The organism is Acinetobacter sp. UBA991, assembly GCF_002292065.1.
In the GTDB taxonomy this organism is placed as follows: domain Bacteria; phylum Pseudomonadota; class Gammaproteobacteria; order Pseudomonadales; family Moraxellaceae; genus Acinetobacter; species Acinetobacter higginsii.
The window spans coordinates 19,113-41,999 of sequence record NZ_DBBF01000014.1 but is presented as its reverse complement, the minus strand read 5'-3'; the positions used below and the strand labels follow the sequence as shown (position 1 = coordinate 41,999).

Here is a 22,887-nt window from a genome sequence, read left to right as displayed (position 1 = left end):
CAATAAAATGAATATCGAACAGCAGTTAATGATTGAGCAAAAAGGTGGTCTTGGCCTGATTAGCTTAGATCGGGTCAAACATTTAAATGCACTGTCACTGGAGATGATTGAGGGTATTTGTAATCAACTGGAACTGTGGCGCGATGATGCGTCGATTCAAGCGGTTTTGATTAAATCGAATAGCCCGAAAGCCTTCTGTGCAGGTGGTGATATTCGCTATCTGTATGACAGTTATAAAAATGATACGGCTGATTATACGGGCTATTTTAGCGCCGAATATAAAATGCTGAACCTGCTGCGTGAATATGAAAAATCTATTGTTGTGGTGCTGGATGGTTATGTACTGGGTGGTGGTTTTGGTTTGGCACAAGCCTGTCATATTGTGGTGAGCAGTGAAAAATCTCGATTTGCCATGCCTGAAACAGCGATTGGTTTTTTCCCAGATGTTGGCGCTACCCATTTCCTATCTCGACTGGATGACATTGGCGTGTATCTGGCGCTTACAGGGGAGCAGATCAGCAGCAGTGATGCGCTTTATTTGGACTTGATTGACTACCATGTGCCGAGTGACAAATTAGAGGCTTTGCAACAGGCACTGATCAATGAGCCGAATTTAAGCAAACAGAATATTGAGCATATTGTCGCTTGCTTTATTACCCGACCGGCTGAAAGTGAACTGAAACCGTTGGCAGATGGCATACGCAAGCATTTCGGTTTTCAGCATGTGGATGAAATTGAACATAGTCTGGTACAAGAACAGGATGAACAGTTGCGACCTTGGGCAGAAAAAATGCTGAGCATTTTGCAACAGCGTTCATCTATCGCCAAACAAACCAGTTTGAAGCTGCAACATTTAGGTCGAGGTCTATCTTTAGCACAGTGCATGCAACTGGAACGGGATCTGCAAGATATCTGGTTTGATCATGGCGATTTCATTGAAGGTGTACGTGCCTTGATCGTTGATAAAGATAAACAACCACAGTGGCAACAACGGAATCCAGAACTGGAACAGATTCTGGAAAAACTCAGCTAAATCCAATCATGCATATTGACTCATCTAAGGAGTATTAAGCAGTCTGAAATGCGGATGATCAGGACTGATGGTCCGCAAAAAATATAAAACAAGAAAATCCAAGAAAGGAACATGATGATGCAAACAATACATGGAAACGGTTCATCTCCTAAAAAGTCATCTCATCGCTTGGCGGGTGTCTCAAGTATGGTGGGCACTACGATTGAGTGGTATGACTTTTTTATCTACGGTGCTGCAGCAGCTTTAATTTTTAATAAATTGTTTTTCCCCAACCTTGACCCATTGACCGGTGTACTTGCGGCATTTGCCACTTATGCGGTGGGCTTCATTGGGCGACCCTTAGGTGGCTTGGTGTTTGGGCATTTTGGTGACAAGATCGGGCGTAAATCGATGTTATTGCTCACCCTGATGCTAATGGGAATTCCAACCGTCCTGATTGGTCTGTTACCGACGTATGAATCAATTGGCTATTGGGCCGCCATCTGTTTGGTGATCTTGCGTTTTGTGCAAGGTATGGCGATGGGGGGCGAGTGGGGCGGTGCCGTACTGATGGCGGTGGAACATGCGCCAGAAGGCAAAAAAGGCTTTTGGGGCAGTCTACCTCAAGCCAGCACTGGCGGTGGTTTGATGCTGGCCTCGATTGCATTGGGATTGGTGTCTTTATTGCCCGAACAGGCCCTGTTTAGTTGGGGCTGGCGGATTCCGTTTCTTGCTAGCATCGTGTTACTGGCAGTCGGTTGGTACATTCGAGTCAAAGTGCCAGAGTCCCCCGATTTTGAAAAAGTAAAGCAGCAGGCGGAAGAAGTTAAAGTCCCTGCTTTACAGGTCTTTAAAAATCATCCGAAGCAACTGATCACTATTATTGTGGCACGTGCGGCAGAGAATGCATGGTTTTATATTGCCTCGACCTTTACTTTGGCCTACACCACCACACAGTTGGGGATTGCCAGACAAGAGATCCTATTTGCCACCATTTGTGGCGCCATTGTGATTATGTTTATGACCCCATTATGTGGGCATTTGTCCGATAGAGTCGGTCAGCGCAATATGTTTATGTTTGGCCTATGTGTACTGGCACTGTATAGCTATCCATTCTTTAGCATGCTCAATACCAAAGACCCCGTGTTGGTCTGGACTGCAATCGTGTTGGCGATTGGCGTAGTGTTCCCAATTATGTATGCACCGCAAGCGCAGCTGTTTGCGCGGCAGTTTCCGGCAGAAATCCGTTATAGCGGGATCTCGATTTCAGTACAGTTGGCGGGGGTATTGGGTGGTGGACTAGCGCCGTTGATCGCGACGAAGCTACTCAGTGTTGGGGGCGGCAGTCCTCATCTGATTATGATGTATATTGGTAGTATGGCGGTGATTGCGATTATCTCGACCACCTTTATGCCACGGGATGGACTGCTGGCTGGGATGCAAACTGAGCGCAAAAAAGCAGTCAATGTGCAAGCCAAAGTCACAGAACCGTCTTAAGGATAAGAAAAGAATCTGAAAAGGTGTTTCCAAGTAGTTGGAAGCACCTTTTTCTTTGAGGAATTTAAAAGGTTCCACGTGGAGCATCAAATTTTTAGATATAAGGGGTTGGTTGATTTTTAAGCTTTGTTGCAAAGTGTATTTATTCAGGCTTATTTAAATTGAAATGCGCTAGTATTTTGAGTGAGTCCATAATCAAGGAAGGATGATTAGAATGAACACAGTTGCTGAATGGGTTAAACAGGCAAAATCCGAGATTGAAAATTTGACCCCAGATCAAGTTGAACAAGAATTAGCTTCAGGACAGGCCATACTGATTGATGTGCGAGATGCAGAAGAGCGTGTTGCTGGAACAATACCAAGCGCATTGCATATCTCTCGTGGCACTTTAGAATTCGCTGCTGATCCGAGTAGCCCACTGTATAAATCTGAATTACAACCGAATAGCAGAACCATTCTACATTGTGCGGGTGGTGGACGTTCGGCACTGGCAGTAAAGACCTTGCAGGCATTGGGCTATCGTAATGTGGCGCATTTAGAGGGTGGCTTTAAAGCATGGGTAGAGGCGAATAAACCGGTGATTTAAAAAAAGATTAAACTAAAAGCTGTCTAGTCCTAAAATGGGTTGACACTTTTAACTTAACGCTCGATGAACCTCATCGGGCGTTTTATATTTTAAAGACTGATGCGGACGATACTGGTTATACATTTTTACTGAGTTTGCAACCAGCTTCTTTGCCTGTTGTAAGTCCTTTGGTTTATGTAGTAAATATTCATTCTTAAGAATACCATTTACCCGTTCCGCCAATGCATTTTGATAACAATCATAACCATCTGTCATGGAACAATTGACACCATGTTTGCTGTGAACAGCCTGATAAAGCTGAGAACAATACTGTACGCCTCTGTCCGAATGATGGATGAGATTCCCCTGAGATCGCCTGTCCTTTAGAGCATTCTGATAAGCTTGTACGACTGAGGAGGACGTTAAATTATCATCGACATGATAACCTACGATCTTTCTTGACCACACATCTGTAACTAAACTGAGATAAGCCTCTCCATTGTGCAAGGGTAAATAGGTGATATCTGCTACCCACAATTGTTCTGCTCGAATCACCTTGATTTGATTGATTAGATTCGGGTGACAATAAAAGCGATGATGGCTCTGTGTGGTCTTATGATAAGTACGTTTAGGCTGTATTAATAAGCGTGCTTCCCGAAGTATGTCAAATAAGTGATCTCGTCCAACTTGAATATTGGCCTGATAATTTAATAAATAATGTAACTTCCTTGTACCTATCCGTGGGTGCAAGGCACGGAATAATCGAATATGTCTTAAGATCAATTGATCTTGCTGTTCTTGATCACGCAAACGGTTACACTGCTTGTAATAGGCTTGACGACTTATCCCTAGATACGAACAACATTTTGAAATCGGGAATCCTAGTTCTTGTTTCTTTTGGCTAATCGTTTGCCTGATGGCTTTTTTACCAGGCTGACTCCGTAATCTTGTTTTAGTACATCAATTACAGCTTCAAAGAATTCAGCTTTACGTTGTGTTTCAACAAGCTGTCGTTCTAACTCTTTAATTCTTTGTTCTGGTGTGAGAGGTAGAGGATTCGACATAGGCTGTACTCCTAATGGCAAAGGCATGCCCTTACTCCAATCCAATTTACAATGCTTTCTTAGCCAGACTAAAACTGTTGAACGCCCTTGAATACCATATCTGCTCTGAGCCTGTTTATAAGTCATTTCGCCTTTTTCAATTTGATCAACAACTGATAATTTAAAAGCGAGACTGTAATCTCGTTGTGTTCTTTTAACTATTGTGTTCATTACACTCTCCAAAGTTAAATTGGGAAAGTGTCAACTTTATTCAGGATGGGACAAGCACAAGAAAAAAGCCCTAATCTTTCGACTAGGGCTTTTTTGAATCTGGAGCGGGAAAGGAGACTCGAACTCCCGACCCCAACCTTGGCAAGGTTATGCTCTACCAACTGAGCTATTCCCGCTAATTGAGCAGTTTTTACGAAAACTTACACTAAAAAATTTGAGCGGGAAAGGAGACTCGAACTCCCGACCCCAACCTTGGCAAGGTTATGCTCTACCAACTGAGCTATTCCCGCATGCCGTGTATAATACATTATGCAAAAATAGGGTCAATAATTTTATGCAAAGAAATTGATTATTTGCATAAAATTAAAGCATTTTCATGCAAAAAAAGCATGGTGAAGCAAATTTTTGTACAAAAGTTTCCCTCAGATTGCGCTCATGTATACTAATAAGCTATCTCAATCTGACCTTACAGAGTGACTGATGAACTTAGAACAACAGTTGATTGAACATTTAAACACCCTCGCACCGACCCATCTTGAAGTGATTAATGAGTCGGCAGGGCATGGCGGATATTTCCCGGGTAAAGAATCACACTTTAAAGTCATCGTGGTAAGTGATGAATTTCAAGGACTACGTTTAGTACAACGTCATCAAAAAATTTATGCTGTTGCAGCAGAGTTGATGAGTCCCGGTCGAATCCATGCACTTGCGATTCATGCTTATGTACCGAGTGAATGGCAAGGCCAAGCACCTGCCAGCCCTGAATGTGCACATGCACCAAAAAGCTAAGGATCAATGATGGATATTCATTTACTCACTAAAATTGTGCATATGTCCGCAGTGAGCTTATTGATCATTGCTTTTATATTACGTGGTTCAACACTCTTTGTTGGTGTACAAGATCAACAACCCAATCCAAAAGCACGTAAAGGCTTGGTGGGATTACAACATCTATCTTTGACCTTAATTATTGTGACGGGTGCGGTTTTACTGTTCATGAATAATTTTGAGGTGCAGCCTTGGTTCTATGCCAAACTGATTTTATTTTTTGTGTTGTGGTCGTCTTTGATCAAAACCTATAAAAAGGACAGCAGCATTTTATTGGAACAACGCCGTGCAGGATTAATCATCGGGACAGTGGCGATGGTGGGGATTCTTGGTTTGGTGATGATTAAGCCTGTTTTTGCCTGATTGTTCGACACATTGTTTGAGTAATTGTTTTGTCACTAGGTTAAACTGCGTGCAGTTTACAAAAATATTATAGAGGGAAATCATGTTAACGCGTGTGGTGTTTAACCAAAAAGGTGGTGTGGGGAAATCAAGTATTACAGTCAATCTTGCTGCGATTAGTGCGAAACAGGGATTCAGAACCTTGGTGATTGACCTTGATCCACAAGCGAATTCAAGCCAATACCTTTTAGGTGAAGATGCAACCTATTCTGCTGATAAAGCAGCTTTAGAGCCAAACATTGAAAACTTCTTTGATGATATTTTAGGTAGTACGCAGCAAAAGGGCTTGATCGGCAATGCGATTGGTTCAATCCTGAAAGCACCACGTGGCAAAGGCTTGGACAGCTATGTCCACCGTTCTTCTTTTGACAATCTGGATGTGATTCCAGCAAGCCCAAGCCTAGGTGCATTGGAGCATGCACTGGAAAGTAAGCACAAAATTTATAAATTACGTGATTCGATCCAGTCTCTGAGTGCGCGCTATGACCGCATCTTTATTGATACGCCGCCCGCGTTTAACTTCTTTACTTTATCTGCATTAATTTCAGCAGATCGCGTGCTGATTCCATTTGATTGTGACGTGTTTTCAAAACGTGCGTTACAAACTTTGATTGAAAATGTGCTCGAAACCCAAGATGATCATAATGATCGCTTGGAGATTGAGGGAATTGTGGTCAATCAGTTCCAATCTCAGGCAAAATTACCTCGTGAAGTGGTTCAACAGTTAAAAGATGAAGGTTTGCCTGTGCTGGATAGCATGTTGCCGCCATCGATCTTGATGAAAGAATCACATCAAAAGAATTTACCCTTGATTCATTTGGCATCTGACCACAAATTGACCGTCGCTTATGTGACCCTGTTCAATGAGATTGAATCAAAGAAATAAGAGAATCTTATGAAACGCTTATATTGGATGCCTGTTTTGGCTGCGAGCATGTTATTGGGTGCATGTGCATCAACGGTTAAGCCAGCTTATGTATCGCCGACACAATATCAAGCACTGAATTGCCAGCAGTTGCAAGCCGAGTACAACCGTATTGAGCTCTATATCGAAAATGGTGTGCAAACGCCAAAACGTACAGGTGTGGGTGTCGGTCTTGGCCTTGGTGGTGGCTGGGGCAGAGGCGGTTGGGGCTTTGGTCCATCGATCTCGGTCAATATGGGACAGTCGATGAATACCAAAAATACTGAACTTGCTAATGTATTAGGTCAACAAGATGCGATTGTACAGGCAGCAAAATTCAAAGGTTGCCCAATCATTGTAAAACAACGCCCAAAATCGTAAATTTTGAGAACTGATCGTCATCGCACAAGATGGCGGTTAGTAACTAAATTATAGCAAAATGTTTCAAAACAAAATGATAAAAATCAAATAATTGAATTGGTAGTGCCTCGTAACCTACTGATTTGTCTCGTCCAGTCATACTGCTAAAATTTGTGTTTTTGCCCTAAATTCGTTTAAGGTGGCGCCCATGTATAGTCGTTCGGTATGTATATGATTGAGAGTTGGTTTTTTGTTTTGGCGATGTTGGCGGTATTGTTAATACCTGGTCCGACCAATGCTTTGCTTGCCAGTGCAACACATCAACACGGTGTACCTAAAACGATGACTTTTATCCCAATTGAATGGTTGGGTTATCTGTATGGCATTAGTTTATGGGCGCTTTTCATTCATTTATTTGATCCGATTTGGCCCGCAATTGGCGCAATTCTACATACGCTCAGTTTGCTGTATGTGCTGTGGATGGCATTCCATCTGTGGAAAGGCTCACATCTACAAAAGCTAGATCAACATCACCAACATATCCGTAAAAGACAGTTATTTCTCTCTACACTCAAAAATCCGAAAACGGTGTTGTTGGCTTCCGGAATCTTTCCAGCTGAAACCTGGAACTCGATTGAGCAAGCCGCGCTGGTTTTTGCGATTTTTAGTCTTATTCTGATTCCAGTCAGTATTTTCTGGATGTTGTTTGGACGTGCTTTACTGGCGGGAAGTTTGGTTGGAATCAAAGCCGATCATTTATATAAAGGATCGGCCATGTTATTACTGATTTGTATGCTGCCCATGATCTTTCGTTTGTTTTAAACCAAGCTTCAATTTATTCCGCTTTGGCGCCCTTCATTTTCTGGCGAATAAATCCAATCACACCCGGTAATACACTGATAATAATGATACCGAAAATTAAATGGGTAAAATTATCTTTTACGATTGGCATATTCCCGAATAAATAGCCAAGGGTAATGAAAGATGCGATCCAGCAGAATGCACCTACTACGTTATAAGTCAGGAAGTACTTATAGTTCATGCTACCCGCACCCGCCACAAAGGGAGCGAAGGTCCGTGCAAAAGGAATGAATCGAGCGAAAATAATGGTTTTACCACCATGACGCTGAAAGAACTCTTGGGTTTTAATCAAATGTTGTTTATTGATAAAACGTGAATTGGTCTCAAAAACACGTGGACCAATATAGCGACCAATATGATAGTTTAATGTATCACCTAAAACGGCAGCGATAAATAATAGAATGCCAAGCACCCATGGATCCATTGCGCCTGTAGATGCTGCTAATGCACCAGCAGCAAATAACAAGCTATCTCCTGGTAAAAATGGCATCACCACCAAACCAGTTTCAACAAAAATAATTAAGAATAAAATGGCATAAATCCAAACGCCATAATTGGTAATAAATTCTAAAAGGTGTTCGTCAACGTGCAGAATAAAATCAATGAGTTCCATGAAGGTGTTAACACTATGAATGTGGACTAAATCCTAGCAGTGCCTCTGTAGAAAGTCAGTATAAAAAGCAAATTAATTGGTAACTTTTCAGCATAGATGAGGAGAGGTAGGAGACCCGAAAAATATTTTTATTGTTGCAAATAAGGAACGATATGTTAACTAAATTAGTGTTTATTGCAAAATTAAAGACACATAAACTGCTAGCATGTTAAAAAACAAACAGTGTGGAATTGATTATGTTTAATCCGAATGTTGTTGTAAAAAATATCGTAACACAGTCTGGCGTGGCCAATGTTGTCACTTTGATTGCTCGTTTGTTATTGGCTTATATTTTTCTTGTTGCAGGTTGGGGCAAGATTGTAGGCTATGCGGGTACAGTGGGTTATATGGAATCCATGGGTGTTCCGGGTGCTTTATTACCTTTGGTGATCTTGGTTGAGTTTGGTGGTGGCTTGGCTCTATTGTTTGGTTTCCAAACACGATTCGCATCTTTAGGTTTAGGTCTTTTTAGTATTATTACGGCTTTTATTTTCCATGGCGGTGCAGAAGATGCCATTAACTTTATGAAGAACTTCGCGATGGCGGGTGGCTTCTTTATGCTGATGCTCTATGGTGCAGGTCGTATCAGCCTCGATCATCTGATTGAAAAATAATAAGCTCATGAGAGATTGCCCCGTGCCCAGTCGCGGGGAATTCGTATGTCTCACTCGCTTACTTACAAACTGAAGCCGACAGCCGTGCTTATTTCTGTTTAGATCATAAATGGTTAAAACAAATAGGACATGAAAATGAAAAAAATGTTGATCGGTTGTGGGTTGGTGGTCGTTACAGGTTTATCGAGCCTAGCATGGGCAGGTAAGGATGATCATGTATTGGTACAGGAAGCAACAAAGAATGTGGTGACGGTAAGCCAAGTCGCGAAATTGGCCGATGAAACCGGTGTCACTCTGACGGGCCAGATTAGCAAACACTTGAAAAGCGACCATTATGAGTTTAAAGATTCGAGTGGTACGATCAGCGTCGAAATTGATGATGATATTTGGCGTCAGGCAGGGCTAAAAGTGGGTGATCATGTACGTTTAGTGGGTGAAGTGGATACCCATCGCTATAAACCAACCGATATTGAAGTGATTAAAGTTGAAAAATACACGCATCGATAGGCGCATAAAAAAGGAAGCATAAGCTTCCTTTTTTCTTTTTAGATGAAAGTGTTAGAGCATAAAATGAATTTGCATTTCCCCGACGAGGAAACCCAGCACAGCACCGACAATAATCAATGACCATTCATCTTCTTTGAAGGCAGGACGTAGCATGCCTTCGAACTCTTCTGGACTCAGTTTCTGCATACGCTCAACCAAGGTATTCCGCACATTCATCGCATCTTCAGCATATGACTCCACATAGCGCATGGTGTCTGGAAGTTGTTTTAAAATACGTTCTGCGACTTCGGCTTTCAGGTTTTGATATTTCTCACCGCCAATCGCATAGACCACTAATGGACGGACAATACCAGCTTGTAAATCAATTTCTTGTTTGACTTGACGGCTGACCAGCTCAATGACTTTATCCGAATGCGTGCCTGAAAAAAGCTCTTCCATCATATTACGTGATGTCAGTAGTTGCTTGGAAATCAACGCAGCATAATCAGCGGCAACTTCATTTTGGCGTTTAATGAATAAACCTTGCCATGTGTAACCCATAATCTTTTTCGGATATAACGGTCGGAACATCATTTGCAAGGCCATCCAGTCGCTAAAGAAGCCGACAAAGCCACCAAACATCGGCAGCATCCATGGATATTTACCTTGGGTCACGATCCAGCACAGCATTTGTACCACACCAATCGCAAAACCAAAGACGAAACCGACATTACTAAAGAATTTGAATTCCTGTTTGCCGACTTTCTTAAAGATTTCATTGAGCAGGCGTTTGTCTTTGAGTAGGTTGTTGACCACCATATGTTTGATGTCGAAGTACTTGGCAACATCCTTTTGTACTTCACTCATAATATGTTCAACAATCTCTGGCGCTTTGGCTTGGACACGCTTAATCAGTTTTTGTCGTGCAAACTCAGGCATGCCTTCCCATAGGCCGGGTTGGTATTGTTGTGCCACTTCTCGGGTAATGTCCTCAGCTGCTGCCATCAACGGTTTTTCAATTTCTTGGGCAATACGCTTCGGGTCGAGTCGGGCAAAAATTTCTTCGGGTTTAATCAGCTTGGAGGTCATCAACTCCACTGCTGTGGTGGCCATCTTCTCTGCTTTACGGGGAACAATCCCTTGCCATCCGAGTGGAAGACCAAATAATCGCAATCCTTTAAATTCAAGTGGTGAGAACATCATTTGAATGGCAATGACCTTGGTTACATAACCAATAAAGCCACTGATAAAGGGGATTGAAATATATAACCAGAAATTCTGTTGAAAATCCGCAATCATTTCTTGAAACATTATTTTATTGGTCCTTCAAGTCCTAATTGTTGCTCGTGGTCGGGCAAGCGCTAGATGATAGTGAAATATTTTCGGCCGTTGATGAAACACCAAGACCATTAATTTTTGAGTTACCCTTTTATTTTTCCTTTGAATCAGGACATCACAATCGTATAAAAAGGCAACGATGCCGTCGATTGAATACCTTTCCGTGGTAATACATATCTTGACTCGTCATCTTAGCACCAATTTTTGCTTTGTGTTGAGCAGAATGGGCAAGAATTATTGATTTAACTCTCCTTATTTTGTGCTTTGCTCTGAAATTTTAGTTTAAATATCAGTGTTGATTCAGCTGTTCAATGAAAAAACAAGATAGATGATGAATTGCGATGCGCCAAAGCGTGAAAAATGTTAGAATATGGCGCTTAATTCATTTGCCTTTAAGATGAACCATGACGACCAATACTCAAATTACTGAAGATCGTATCCTTATTCTGGATTTCGGCTCTCAATATAGCCAGCTCATTGCACGTCGTGTACGTGAAGCGGGTGTCTATTCTGAAATGTATGCATTCGATATGTCTGAAGAAGACATTCGTGCGTTTAATCCGAACGGGATTATTTTATCAGGTGGCCCTGAGAGCGTACATGAAGAAGGAAGCCCACGCGCGCCGCAAGTTGTATTTGAATTAGGCGTACCAGTGTTGGGTATTTGCTATGGTTTACAAACCATGTCTGAACAACTTGGCGGTAAAGTTGAGCCAGGTACAGTACATGAGTTTGGTTATGCAGAAGTGGATATTCTAGTACGTGATCATTTGATTGGTAACTTGCAAGATCGCGAGAACCAGCTTCACGTATGGATGAGTCATGGCGATAAAGTAAGTGCGATTCCGGAAGGTTTCCAAGTTACCGCAAGTACACCTAGCTGTCCATTTGCTGCGGTGAGTGATGAAACACGTCGTTTCTATGGCGTTCAGTTCCACCCAGAAGTGACGCACACAGCTAAAGGTGCTGAATTACTGTCGAATTTCGTACACAAGATTTGTGGTTGTCGCGGTCTTTGGACACCTGAACACATTATCGACTTACGCGTAGAACAGTTGCGTGCACAAATTGGCGATGAAAAAGTTCTATTAGGTTTGTCTGGTGGTGTGGATTCATCTGTGGTTGCTGCGTTATTGCATAAAGCTATTGGCGATCAGCTGACCTGCGTATTTGTAGATAATGGTTTACTTCGTTTAAACGAAGGCGATCAAGTGATGCAAATGTTTGCAGAAAATATGGGTATCCGTGTGATCCGTGCTGATGCTGAACAGCGCTTCTTAACTGCGTTGGCAGGTGAAGTTGATCCTGAGAAAAAGCGTAAAATCATTGGTCGTGAATTCATCGAAGTATTTGCAGAAGAAGCACGTAAACTAGATGGCGTGAAATTCTTAGCACAAGGTACGATTTATCCAGACGTAATTGAATCTGCTGCAAGCAAACAAGGTAAAGCACACGTGATTAAATCACACCACAACGTGGGTGGTTTACCTGATGACCTAGAGTTTGAATTGGTTGAGCCATTACGTGACTTGTTTAAAGATGAAGTACGTAAATTAGGTACAACAATTGGTTTACCGCATAGCATGATTTACCGTCATCCGTTCCCAGGTCCTGGTTTGGGCGTGCGTATCTTGGGTGAAGTGAAAAAAGAATATGCTGATATTCTTCGTCTTGCTGACGACATCTTTATGCAAGAACTGCGTGACAGCGGTTGGTACGATAAAACTGCACAAGCATTTGCAGTATTCCAACCTGTAAAATCAGTGGGTGTTGTTGGTGATGGTCGCCGCTATGCATGGGTGATTGCACTTCGTGCCGTGGAAACCGTTGACTTTATGACAGCTCGCTTTGCACATCTTCCATATGAATTGGTTGATAAAATCTCAACCCGTATCATGAACGAAATTAAAGATGTTTCACGTGTCGTCTACGACGTGTCATCTAAACCACCAGCAACGATTGAGTGGGAATAAGACCAAAGGCAGGATGAAAATCCTGCCTTTTTTATGCGATTGACAAAGAGGTAAAGCATGTCCGAAACCTTGCAACTCGAACAGTTAACAGCATCTCTACAGCAGCTTTTGGGTGAGTCCCTGTTTGCCATTTATCTGTATGGTTCAGCTGTTGATGGCGGGTTAGGTCCAGAAAGTGATCTGGATGTTTTGGTTGTGGTGAGTCAAGCACTGACACTCCAGCAACGACAGCAACTGGCAGAAACCTTATTACACATTTCGCATCCGATTGGTGCTGCACAACGTGCACTTGAAGTCACCATCGTACGCAAAGATCATGTTGTTTCAGGAAGTTATCCACTCAGTTACGAACTACAGTTCGGGGAGTGGTTACGAGATGAGTTAAGCCAAGGTGATATACTTAGCGAACATGCAGACCCAGATCTGAGTATTTTGCTGAAGAAAGCACAAATGCATCATCGGACTTTGTTCGGGCCAAGCTTGACACAGTGGTCAGCTGCGATACCGGTACAGCAACTCTGGCAGGCGATGGCAGACACCTATCCCTCGATTGTGGCGCATTGGGATGAGGATGCCGATGAGCGTAATCAAATTTTGGCCTTATGCCGTATTTATTTTAGTCTGGTGACGAATGAGATTGCACCTAAAGATCAGGCTGCGCAATGGGTGGTTGCTCAGTTACTACCGCAACATCAGCCTGTTTTGCAGCGCATGATCCAAGAATATAAAGGTAAGATTGGAAAGCAAAATTGGCAACAACAGCATCAGGCTTTAGGTCCTGTTGTTGATTTCCTCAGTATGAAAATAAAAGTGCTTTTAGAACAAAAAATACATAAATAATAAACAGTAAAGGACATTGCTTGGATTGTTGCATGGATAAGACTTAGTATTGCAAGAACAGACTATTCAAGTAGGCGTGATTAGACCTAACATCAGTCTATGACTAAACCCTGATGGGGAGTGCCTTTTGAACCAGATTGTTGAAATGCAAACTTATATAGCAGTGGTTGAAGCAGGCAGTATTACCCATGCAGCGAAACGTCTGGGCATTACCAAATCGGTGGTGAGTCAACGGATTCAGCAATTGGAACAGCGTTTATCTGCCGCACTAATTCATCGTGGTCGGAGTATGTTGCTCACCGAGGCTGGGCAGGAATTTTATCGGCAGTCGACCAAGATTCTGGCGGAGTTAAGTGATTTGGAAGCGTCCATTAGTGCTCGGCATGAGCATTTAAGTGGCAGTTTTCGTTTATCGGTGCCACAAGCATTTAACATTCAATTTCTCGCGCCTTATTTGGCGGAATTCATGCAGTTGTACCCTGAGCTCAAGCTGGATATTGAGTCGAGTGATCAATTCGTCAATTTGAATAATGGTCATTATGATGCAGCGATTCGGATGGGGGAGCTACCTGACTCCAACCTGATCAGCCAGAGCATTGCACCGAATCATCATTATATTTGTGCAAGTCCAGACTACTTAAAAGTATATGGAAGACCAACACATCCGAATGAGCTGTTGCGCCATCGTGGTCTGTTGTACCTACCTCGAGAACCGCACGGCATGTGGCAACTCCCTGTCGCCGGTAAGAAGGCATTTTTCCGAATTTCACCTTATCTACGTACAGATAGTGGTCATCAATTATTGGAAGCTGCCAAGCTGGGCTTGGGGATTGCGATTTTACCAAGCTTTCTTGCCGCGGACGCCATTTGCCAGCAGCAACTCAAGGTGATTTTGCCTGAGTTCTCACCTTCGGGAGGCAATATTTCTGTGGTTTACCGCTTGTCGAATCGAGCTTCACCTAAAATTCAAGCTTTGGTTGATTTTCTATCCACAAAAATTGGTCATCCTGCGCCTTGGGATAGCCAGATTCAGAACATTTTGCGGCAGTCGTCCTAAGGGAATGTTTGGAAAAAGCGAATCATAGTTTTGTTTTTTGTGGTCTAGCGAACAAAAATCATCATTTGGTAGGGTGTTTGCCTCGCTTTAACCCTTGTTGATATCGGGTGATCTCAGAAGATCGAGAATTCAATCCGCATTTACGCTCGCGATGAATTGCCATCACAAGTCGAACCCATGAATCCAAAGTAACTTGCAAGTGTGGTTTAGAAATAGCATGGGTTGCAGTCTGGCACTTATTTAGATTGTTGATTTTGTGAGTGAAATATGATGGTGAACACGCTAGCAAACCGATATTTGATTGAGGACTCAACCGATCTTCTCTTATTTTCATTTTAGGATGTGCAGATGAATAGACTAGCTAAAAACTGGATTAATGGTGAGTGGGTGGACTCTCATCAGCATATACAGTCGATTAATCCAGCAACATATGAAGTGATCGGGCAATATGCCAATGCAACAGTAGAGCAGGTGGAAGCTGCTATATGGGCAGCAAAGACCGCATTTAAAAAAAACGATTGGAAGCGTGACCGTCGGTTACGCGCAAAAGTACTCAATGAAATGGCCGATGCTTTTGAACGCCATGCAGATGAGTTGATTGAGATCCTTGCCACTGAAAATGGAAAAATTAAAGCAGAAGCCAGCTTTGAAGTGACGATGGTTCCTGCCAAATTACGTTATTACGCGGCATTAACCCTGACCGAGTACGGTCGAGCATTAGAACCAAAGCCAGGCAGCTATTCCATGGTTTTGCGTGAACCGATGGGTGTGTCTGGAATTATTGTGCCGTGGAATTCTCCAGTGGTTTTAATGATTCGGTCACTGGCACCTGCATTGGCCGCGGGCACCACAACAGTCATTAAGATGCCGGGACAAACTGCACAAACCAATGCTGTGATCTCTAGAATTTTTTCTGAGCTTCCTTCATTACCACAGGGTGTGATCAATCTTTTTAGTGAGTCGACTGGAGGGGGAGCACGCCTATTGGTTGAATCTGCAGATGTTCCTGTGATTAGCTTTACCGGCAGCACGGCAACTGGTAAGGCCATTTCGGCAACAGGTGCACAACATCTGAAACGATTTGGCTTAGAGCTAGGGGGTAAAACGCCGATGATCGTGTTTAAAGATGCTGATCTTGATCTGGTCTTGCCGAAGTTAGAAAAAGCACTCACCATCTTCGCTGGGCAGTTCTGTATGACTGGTTCACGTTTATTGGTGCAGCGTGAGCTCGCTGATGAACTAAAACAGAAACTGGCTCAGCGCTTGGAAGCGGTTAAAGTTGGCCCTGCTGCTGATCCAAGCAGTGATATGGGACCATTGATCGACAAAAATAATGTAGCACGAGTCGATGCGGTGGTTGAAAAAGCGATTGCCGAAGGAGCGAAGGTCATTGTTCGTGGTGGGCCGATCACTGAGGGTGAGTTGGCGAAAGGGGCTTTCTACCGCCCAACCTTGCTTGAAGTGAATGATAATTCGATGGACATCATTCAGGAAGAAACCTTTGGGCCAGTGCTGACTTTACAGGTGTTTGATACGGAAGCGGAAGCGATTGCGCTCGCCAATGACAATCAATATGGTTTAGCGGCTTCAATCTGGAGTCGTGATGTGGAGTTACCATTGCGGGTGGCGACGGAAATGGAAGCGGGCACGGTTTGGATCAATGATTGGGCTGTGGTTTATGATGAGTTTGAGGAAGGCGGTTTCAAAAATTCTGGACTTGGCCGAATGAATGGTATGGCGGCGATGGATGACTTTATTGAATATAAGCACATTACCATTTCAACAGGTATTTCTAGAGTGGAATAGGTGTTCTGTTAGTCATTGAATCAGATATCAAATAGCGCATCGATTTCGATGCGCTATTTTATTTTAACCCTGCTCTAAGCATTAGGCCGAGAACAGTTTAAAGCAAATTTGCCTTAACCACTGATTACTTGGGGTCTGATGGACACGTGAATGCCAGTGTTGTTTGACACTAAATTGAGGGAAATTATAAGGCGGTTCAAAAGTCTTGAGTCCACCTTGGGTCATAAAGACCCGCGCTAGATAGTGAGGGATTGTCGCAATGGTATCCGCATCTCGGACAATCAGACCAACTCCCAAATAGCTCGGTAGACGCACCAGAATATTTCGATTGACGCCGTGTTTTTGTAGCTCATGTTCCACCACATAATGTCCCCCAGTCGCCAAGATATCGACATGTAATTCCTGAGCAAACTCTGAAGCAGACAGACTGGTTCCTGTCAGTCTCGGATGCTGTTGACTGGCGATACAGGTGTAATGTTGCTGAAACAGGGTTTGTTGGTAAAAACCAGCTTCCAATTGAGGGAGAAATCCAATGGCGAGATCAATATCCCCATTCGACATCATTGGTGCGGTTTGGCTATCAATCGGTAAAATTTCCAGACGAATTGAGGGGGCATGCTGCCGCATGTAATTCATTAGACGTGGTAAAAATACCAAATGACTGATGTCGGTCATGCTGATACGGAATTGATAAGTCGAAGTCTGTGGATCAAAGTCAATATTGTAATTCTGGACTAACTTCAGGCGGTTTAAGATTTCTACCACCATCGGATAGATCTGTTGAGCAAGCTCAGTGGGCTGCATTTTATTTTCAATACGCACAAACAATGGATCACGAAAATGTGCTCTGAGTTTATTCAGTGCAATACTCAAGGTGGGTTGACCAATACCAAGCTGTTCCGCTGCTTTAGAAATACTTTTGTGCTGATAAATTTCAAAGAAAATTTTCAGCAGTCTTGTATCCAGATCAAACATGTCGATGAACTACCGTATTGATTTTATCAATACAGCCTATTGTTTTTTGTGCATAGATTCAACACATCCTGATTGCTACATTGAGCCAACACCGAATATTGATGAAATTATCGTCATTAGTATTGTGCTCCATGGGCAGAAAAAGGAATGACATATGGAACAGTTAGGCACGCTCGAAGAGCTACCAGAACGTTATCGTGAAGAACTGAATGCATCCAATCTGGTGCCATTGTGGCCCAATCTAAGAAGTTTTATTCCACCTCATAAACCAAGACCGCAAACGGTTGCAACGGCTTGGTATTTTCAGCAGATCAAACCACTGTTGTTAGAAGCAGGTGAGTTAACACCGATTGAAAAGGCAGAGCGTCGTGTCTTGGCACTCGCCAACCCTGGTCATGGTTTGGAGAATATGAAAGTCAGCCCAGCCATGTATTTAGGTATGCAATTGCTGCTTCCGCAAGAGTGGGCACCTGCTCATCGACATGCACCGAATGCGGTGCGCCTCATTGTTGAAGGAGAGGGTGCCTACACCACGGTCGAAGGGCAAAAATGCATGATGGAACATGGCGACATGATCCTGACGCCATCTGGTTTGTGGCATGAGCATGGACATGATGGTGATCAACCTGTGATTTGGATGGATATCCTAGATTTACCGCTGGTTTACTACATGGAAGCCTCTTTTGTTGAAGAGGGTCGCCGTCAGGAAGTGGATCGGATTAATCAAGGTTCTACGCCGCAATATGCAGCGGGTATCGTGCCTACACCACATTTTAGTCGTGAAGATGCGCCTTATCCGATGATGCGTTATGCCTGGAAAGACACTAAAAAGGTACTGGATGCCTTGGCTGAAAAAGCTGGCTATCAGGACCCGTTACAAGTGGCTTATGTCAATCCTGAAACAGGTAAAGACTGTCAGAACATTCTGGGTTATTCAGCTTTACTTCTGCGTCCGAATGAAACGCTGTCTTTGCCTTTACGTTCCACTGCACAGGTCTTTCATGTGATTGAAGGTGGTCTGACCATTCAGATTGATCAACAGGATTTCCATTTAACCCAAGCGGATACCGCATGTGCACCATGTTTTGCTGTTATTGATTTAATCAATACATCTGCGCAGCCATGCTATGTGTTTATTGCCGATGAGGCACCTTTACAACGTAAATTAGGCCTGTATTCGGTACGTGAACGTCATGTTGAAGGAGTGAGTCCATGAAACTGTATGGATTTTTTCGCAGCGGCACATCGCACCGTACCCGCATTGTCCTGAATCTCAAGGGTTTGGATTATGAGATGAGCTATGTATCGCTGGCGAAAAATGAGCATCATCAAGCTGCTTTTCAAAGGCTAAATCCACAGGGTTTTGTTCCCGTCCTGGAAACGGAGGTGGGGATGCTGTTACAAAGCCCTGCCATTATCGAATGGTTAGAACAGCAATACCCTGAGCCTGCTTTGCTGCCAGCAGATGCGTTGGGTAAAGAGAAAGTACGTGCCATTGCAGCCTTGATCGGATGCGATATTCATCCCTTAAACAATAAGCGTGTACTGGAGTATTTACGCCAGCTTGGACTGGATCAGAATCAGATCAATGCTTGGTGTGCCAAGTGGATTCAGGATGGTTTTTCAGCCTTAGAGCACATATTGGCTGAAGATCCAACTCGGGAAAAGTTCTGCTATGGCAAGCAAGTCAGCATTGCCGATGCATATTTGATTCCACAAGTGGTATCGGCACAACGCTTTCAGGTCGACCTGTCGGCTTATCCTCAAATTAATGAAATTTATCAGCATTGTATGACCCTAGACGCATTCCAGAAAGCTGCGCCTGAACAGCAGGCCGATGCGTTTTAAGGCGCTGATTTAACCTATATCAACAAGGAATATGCCATGACTTTTATTTTCCAGCCAATGACACCCGCGGGCCTGTTTATTCATGGCTCAGATCAGCAATTTCCAGTACGTCGTGTCTATTGTGTCGGGCGTAACTACGCTGCCCACGCACGTGAAATGGGCTTTGATCCAGATCGTGAGCCGCCATTTTTCTTTTGTAAGCCGAACGATCTAGAGTCGATCGTACCCGTTAATCAGGATGCGGTAGATCTTCCTTATCCAACCGAAACCTCAAATTATCATTATGAAATTGAGTTGGTGGTGGCGATAGGACGCGATGCTAAAAATGTTTCGGTCGAAGATGCCGTAAATTACATTTATGGTTATGCGGTTGGTTTGGACATGACTCGCCGTGACTTGCAAATGAGTATGCGTGAAAAGGGGCGTCCATGGGAAATTGGCAAAGCATTCGATTTTTCTGCGCCGATTGGCCCCATTCACCCGATGACGGAAACTGGTGAAATCAATCAGGCTGATATTCATTTGACCGTGAATGGTGAAACGGTACAACGCAGTGATATCACCCATTTGATCTGGTCAGTTGCTGAAACCATTGCCAATCTGTCGACCTTATTTGAACTGAAAGCAGGTGACTTGATCTTTACAGGTACGCCTGAAGGTGTCGGTGCTGTGGTGCGAGGTGATGTGATGCGTGCGGAGATTACAGGTCTAACAGGCATTACCGTGAATGTGAAATAACTCACTTGATCTAAGTGGTTTAAATAGGTGCTCAAACTGAACAATAAATAGAGTTGAGCACCATTGCTAAGGATTGCACTGGCCAAGGTATTGGCAAAAGGAGTCGTTATGTCTCAGAAAACCATAGATGTACAAAATTTCATTGATGAAATACCACTGTCAGCTTTGCAAAAGCTAATCATGTGGTTGTGCTTTTTGATTGTTGCAATTGATGGCTTTGATACTGCAGCAGTCGGTTTTATTGCGCCTGCATTGAAAGCCGAGTGGGGCTTACAACCCACTGATCTAGCACCGTTATTTGGCGCAGGCTTATTTGGCTTAATGGCAGGCGCACTTATTTTTGGCCCTTTGTCCGATAAACTTGGGCGTAAGCCGATTCTGATCGGCTCGGTGATCATGTTTGGCTGTGCCAGCCTATTTGCCGCCTTTTCATCGGACTTGCAAACGCTGATTATTTGGCGCTTTCTCACTGGGCTGGGTTTAGGTGGTGCTTTACCGAATGCCATTACCTTAACCTCAGAATATGCACCGACGTCCCGCCGTTCCAATTTGGTCACCATGATGTTTTGTGGTTTTACCATTGGCTCTGCGCTGGGTGGGATTCTGTCGGCACAACTGCTACCGCATATCGGTTGGCATGGCATTTTATTCATAGGGGGAATTGCACCTTTATGCACAGTGCCTTTCCTATATTATCTCTTGCCTGAATCGCTGCGGTTTCTGGTTTTGAAACAAAAAAGTACCGAACACATTGAAAGCATCGTTCGTCGTATGGCACCGCATATCACGCAGATTCCAAGCTTGGTCCCGCCTGCAAATGAAGTGGCAAAATCAAGTATTAAAGACCTATTTAGTAAAGGTCTTGCTTTAGGTACTTTTCTGATTTGGTTTACATTTTTCATGAGTCTGCTGATTATTTATATGATCTCAAGCTGGATGCCGACTTTACTTACCAATGCAGGTTTTAACTTATCCAATGCCTCATGGCTCACCTCGATCTTTCAGATTGGCGGAACAATCGGTGCCATCGTCTTAGGCTTGCTGATGGATAAAATGGATGCGACTAAAATTTTAAGTGCAGCTTATGCTTTTGGTGGTTTGTTCCTGATCTGTTTAGGTCTCGGGATTGAACAGTCCAATACCATATTGCTGATGTTTGCCATGTTTGGTGTGGGTGTGGGGATCAGTGGCTCACAAGTTGGCGCAAATGCCTTTTCATCCAGCTTTTATCCAACACATTGTCGTGCAACTGGTGTGAGTTGGGCCAATGCGATTGGACGTGTGGGGTCTGTTGTCGGCTCTATCATGGGCGGCTGGCTGATGTCATTGGATCTTTCTAGTTTTGCCATTCTCAGCATTCTTGCTATTCCTGCCTTCTGTGCGGCCATTTCATTATTGCTGATTAAACGCCTTAAAAAAGAACAGCCTGTCGTTGTGACAACGCTAGGCTGAAATCAAAGATATTCCACATAAAAATAGATTGCTGTGCCAATGGATGGCACAGCCCCAGCGATGGATGATTCCTTCAATGAGCCATTTAAATACACAAACTTTAACGCTGAGCCTACTGTTGGTGATGTCAGGAAGCAGTTCGGTGCTATGGGCAGCAGATCCAACCCAAGCTATTCAAGATGAATGGAAATTTAACCTAAAGAATGCCTATCTATATCGGGATTATGACAATCCCAATGCCAAAAATTTTGGTAGTTGGTCGCAAGGGGCATCTTTATTTTATACTTCAAATTTACACGACACGCCTTTAGTGATCGCAGACAAGCCGATTCGTATTGGCGCGGACGCTTCGGTGCAATATGCCTTACGTTTAAGTGCAGATCGGCATGTCAGTGATATGGTGCTGCCCTTTGACTCCAAAACACAATCCCAAGCCGCTGATTATTCAAAATATGGGGCAACCTTAAAACTGGGTTATGACAAAACCTTGCTGAGTATCGGGGAGTTATGGCTGGATTTACCTGTCACTACTTCAGATGCGAGTCGGCAGCTCATTACCTCGTATTGGGGAACGAATTTAAAGTCACAGATTTCGGATCAGCTATATGCTGAACTGGGTAGAGTGGAAAAAGTATCTCCACGCAATGAGGAGGATTTTCATCGCTTTTCCTTTACCTCCAAAGGCAAAACGGCCTATTCCGATGGCTTAAATTATCTAGATCTACGTTATCAACTGACACCTGCACTGAAAGCTGAATACTATTTTGGCAATTTAGAAGATTTATATAACAAACACTATCTAGGCTTGGAGCATACGTGGAAACAGCCGACTTTTTCACTCAATTCCAAGTTGAAATATTTTAATGCTAAAAATGATGGCAATAATTTTGAGATTGATGCGCAAAATATCGGGCTGTTGGAAATGTTGAAAGTGAACAATCAGAGCTTTGGTTTGGGTTATCAACAGATTGTTGGTGAATCGGCTTATCCTTTACCAGATGGTTTTTTGCCTGAGTTGTATTTTATTAACTGGAATGCCACAGGCTTTTTCAAGCAGAATGAAAAGTCCTATCATTTGATGTATGGCTATGATTTTAAAGATTATGTACCTGGGCTAAATGCCGTGGTTAAGTATGTTTATGGTCATGATTTTAAAACCGCCAATGGTGAGAAAAATCATGAAACTGAATCCAATGTCTTGATCAATTATGCCTTTCAGCAGCCTTATTTAAAGGGTTTTGCCATTCAATATCTGCGTGTTGATTACAAGGTCAAACATGGCAATGACTTTGGTGAAGACCGTTTATTTGTGAACTATACGAAGCGGTTTTAATCATATTCAAAGTCGTAAAAAAGAGTGTTTGAGCACTCTTTTTTATTATTTATATAATGGGGGTTGGTTTTT

At 43.2% G+C, this 22,887-nt stretch carries 23 protein-coding genes and 2 tRNA genes; 19 read left to right on the top strand and 6 right to left on the bottom strand.

The features are described 5' to 3' along the window. Positions 1-7 precede the first annotated feature (7 nt). From B2727_RS05555 to B2727_RS05545, 3 genes are all read left to right on the top strand, one after another. Positions 8-1,033 carry an enoyl-CoA hydratase/isomerase family protein gene (locus B2727_RS05555; RefSeq protein WP_241345264.1) on the top strand — a complete coding sequence of 342 codons (1,026 nt, stop codon included), beginning with the start codon at positions 8-10 and terminating at the stop codon, positions 1,031-1,033. 117 nt (positions 1,034-1,150) lie between these two features. Next, positions 1,151-2,509 carry an MFS transporter gene (locus B2727_RS05550; protein WP_241345265.1) on the top strand — a complete coding sequence of 453 codons (1,359 nt, stop codon included), beginning with the start codon at positions 1,151-1,153 and terminating at the stop codon, positions 2,507-2,509. 214 nt (positions 2,510-2,723) lie between these two features. After that, positions 2,724-3,095 (top strand): rhodanese-like domain-containing protein, encoded by a 372-nt coding sequence (locus tag B2727_RS05545; protein WP_241345266.1) that lies wholly within the window; start codon positions 2,724-2,726, stop codon positions 3,093-3,095. A 48-nt stretch (positions 3,096-3,143) separates the two neighbouring features. On the opposite strand, the gene B2727_RS05540 is transcribed toward B2727_RS05545, so the two are convergent. The 3 genes from B2727_RS05540 to B2727_RS05530 form a co-directional block, all read right to left on the bottom strand. After that, positions 3,144-4,348 (bottom strand): IS3 family transposase gene (locus B2727_RS05540; protein ID WP_409449598.1). Its coding sequence is split into 2 segments (ribosomal slippage): positions 3,144-3,989 and positions 3,992-4,348, totalling 1,203 coding nucleotides; the frame shifts between segments, so codons are not numbered across the junction. Positions 4,349-4,448: 100 nt separating this feature from the next. Continuing rightward, positions 4,449-4,524: transfer RNA gene (locus tag B2727_RS05535), tRNA-Gly, on the bottom strand. A gap of 41 nt (positions 4,525-4,565) precedes the next feature. Next, positions 4,566-4,638 (bottom strand) — tRNA-Gly (locus tag B2727_RS05530). 190 nt (positions 4,639-4,828) lie between these two features. On the opposite strand from B2727_RS05530, the gene B2727_RS05525 reads away from it, so the two are divergent. The 5 genes from B2727_RS05525 (at position 4,829) to B2727_RS05505 (ending at position 7,664) form a co-directional block, all read left to right on the top strand. Further along, the gene (locus tag B2727_RS05525; protein ID WP_004801908.1) at positions 4,829-5,137 is read left to right on the top strand and encodes a BolA family protein; all 309 of its coding nucleotides are present in this window, start codon (positions 4,829-4,831) and stop codon (positions 5,135-5,137) included. Positions 5,138-5,146: 9 nt separating this feature from the next. Beyond that, a complete protein-coding gene (locus B2727_RS05520; RefSeq protein WP_241288442.1) occupies positions 5,147-5,539 on the top strand; it encodes a SirB2 family protein in 393 nt (130 codons plus the stop codon). Between the two features lie 82 nt (positions 5,540-5,621). Next, the gene (locus B2727_RS05515) at positions 5,622-6,464 is read left to right on the top strand and encodes a ParA family protein (RefSeq protein WP_004801912.1); all 843 of its coding nucleotides are present in this window, start codon (positions 5,622-5,624) and stop codon (positions 6,462-6,464) included. A gap of 9 nt (positions 6,465-6,473) precedes the next feature. After that, positions 6,474-6,863, top strand: a complete 390-nt coding sequence (locus tag B2727_RS05510) for a hypothetical protein (protein ID WP_241288987.1) — start codon at positions 6,474-6,476, stop codon at positions 6,861-6,863. 210 nt (positions 6,864-7,073) lie between these two features. Then, positions 7,074-7,664 carry a LysE family translocator gene (locus B2727_RS05505; RefSeq protein ID WP_004801914.1) on the top strand — a complete coding sequence of 197 codons (591 nt, stop codon included), beginning with the start codon at positions 7,074-7,076 and terminating at the stop codon, positions 7,662-7,664. 13 nt (positions 7,665-7,677) lie between these two features. Here B2727_RS05505 and B2727_RS05500 read toward each other — a convergent pair whose 3' ends face one another. Then, a complete protein-coding gene (locus B2727_RS05500) occupies positions 7,678-8,316 on the bottom strand; it encodes a DedA family protein (RefSeq protein ID WP_005200750.1) in 639 nt (212 codons plus the stop codon). 236 nt (positions 8,317-8,552) lie between these two features. Between B2727_RS05500 and B2727_RS05495 the strand changes: the two genes are divergently transcribed. Next, a complete protein-coding gene (locus tag B2727_RS05495; RefSeq protein ID WP_016164853.1) occupies positions 8,553-8,969 on the top strand; it encodes a DoxX family protein in 417 nt (138 codons plus the stop codon). 135 nt (positions 8,970-9,104) lie between these two features. Beyond that, entirely contained in the window at positions 9,105-9,476 is a 372-nt protein-coding gene (locus tag B2727_RS05490; protein ID WP_005200746.1) for a NirD/YgiW/YdeI family stress tolerance protein, read from the top strand. A 51-nt stretch (positions 9,477-9,527) separates the two neighbouring features. Here B2727_RS05490 and B2727_RS05485 read toward each other — a convergent pair whose 3' ends face one another. Next, a complete protein-coding gene (locus tag B2727_RS05485; protein WP_171061146.1) occupies positions 9,528-10,754 on the bottom strand; it encodes a DUF445 family protein in 1,227 nt (408 codons plus the stop codon). A 443-nt stretch (positions 10,755-11,197) separates the two neighbouring features. Between B2727_RS05485 and guaA the strand changes: the two genes are divergently transcribed. From guaA to B2727_RS05465, 4 genes are all read left to right on the top strand, one after another. After that, entirely contained in the window at positions 11,198-12,766 is a 1,569-nt protein-coding gene (gene guaA, locus B2727_RS05480; protein ID WP_004801923.1) for a glutamine-hydrolyzing GMP synthase, read from the top strand. 57 nt (positions 12,767-12,823) lie between these two features. Beyond that, positions 12,824-13,606, top strand: a complete 783-nt coding sequence (locus B2727_RS05475; protein WP_241288989.1) for an ANT(3'')-II family aminoglycoside nucleotidyltransferase — start codon at positions 12,824-12,826, stop codon at positions 13,604-13,606. Positions 13,607-13,733: 127 nt separating this feature from the next. Next, the gene (locus tag B2727_RS05470; RefSeq protein ID WP_005200739.1) at positions 13,734-14,663 is read left to right on the top strand and encodes a LysR family transcriptional regulator; all 930 of its coding nucleotides are present in this window, start codon (positions 13,734-13,736) and stop codon (positions 14,661-14,663) included. Between the two features lie 348 nt (positions 14,664-15,011). Next, the gene (locus tag B2727_RS05465; protein ID WP_241288991.1) at positions 15,012-16,469 is read left to right on the top strand and encodes an aldehyde dehydrogenase family protein; all 1,458 of its coding nucleotides are present in this window, start codon (positions 15,012-15,014) and stop codon (positions 16,467-16,469) included. An 81-nt stretch (positions 16,470-16,550) separates the two neighbouring features. Here the strand turns inward: B2727_RS05465 and B2727_RS05460 are convergent, their stop codons facing one another. Next, the gene (locus B2727_RS05460) at positions 16,551-17,444 is read right to left on the bottom strand and encodes a LysR family transcriptional regulator (protein ID WP_241288993.1); all 894 of its coding nucleotides are present in this window, start codon (positions 17,442-17,444) and stop codon (positions 16,551-16,553) included. A 154-nt stretch (positions 17,445-17,598) separates the two neighbouring features. On the opposite strand from B2727_RS05460, the gene B2727_RS05455 reads away from it, so the two are divergent. The 5 genes from B2727_RS05455 (at position 17,599) to B2727_RS05435 (ending at position 22,815) form a co-directional block, all read left to right on the top strand. Beyond that, positions 17,599-18,660 carry a cupin domain-containing protein gene (locus B2727_RS05455; RefSeq protein ID WP_241288995.1) on the top strand — a complete coding sequence of 354 codons (1,062 nt, stop codon included), beginning with the start codon at positions 17,599-17,601 and terminating at the stop codon, positions 18,658-18,660. Continuing rightward, complete coding sequence (gene maiA, locus B2727_RS05450; protein WP_241288997.1) at positions 18,657-19,292, top strand: maleylacetoacetate isomerase; 636 nt, start codon at positions 18,657-18,659, stop codon at positions 19,290-19,292. Before B2727_RS05455 ends, maiA begins: the two co-directional genes overlap by 4 nt. A gap of 36 nt (positions 19,293-19,328) precedes the next feature. Beyond that, positions 19,329-20,030 (top strand): fumarylacetoacetate hydrolase family protein, encoded by a 702-nt coding sequence (locus B2727_RS05445; protein WP_004801930.1) that lies wholly within the window; start codon positions 19,329-19,331, stop codon positions 20,028-20,030. 108 nt (positions 20,031-20,138) lie between these two features. Next, the gene (locus tag B2727_RS05440; protein ID WP_241288999.1) at positions 20,139-21,482 is read left to right on the top strand and encodes an MFS transporter; all 1,344 of its coding nucleotides are present in this window, start codon (positions 20,139-20,141) and stop codon (positions 21,480-21,482) included. Between the two features lie 124 nt (positions 21,483-21,606). Then, entirely contained in the window at positions 21,607-22,815 is a 1,209-nt protein-coding gene (locus tag B2727_RS05435) for an OprD family outer membrane porin (protein WP_409449600.1), read from the top strand. Positions 22,816-22,887: the final 72 nt, after the last annotated feature.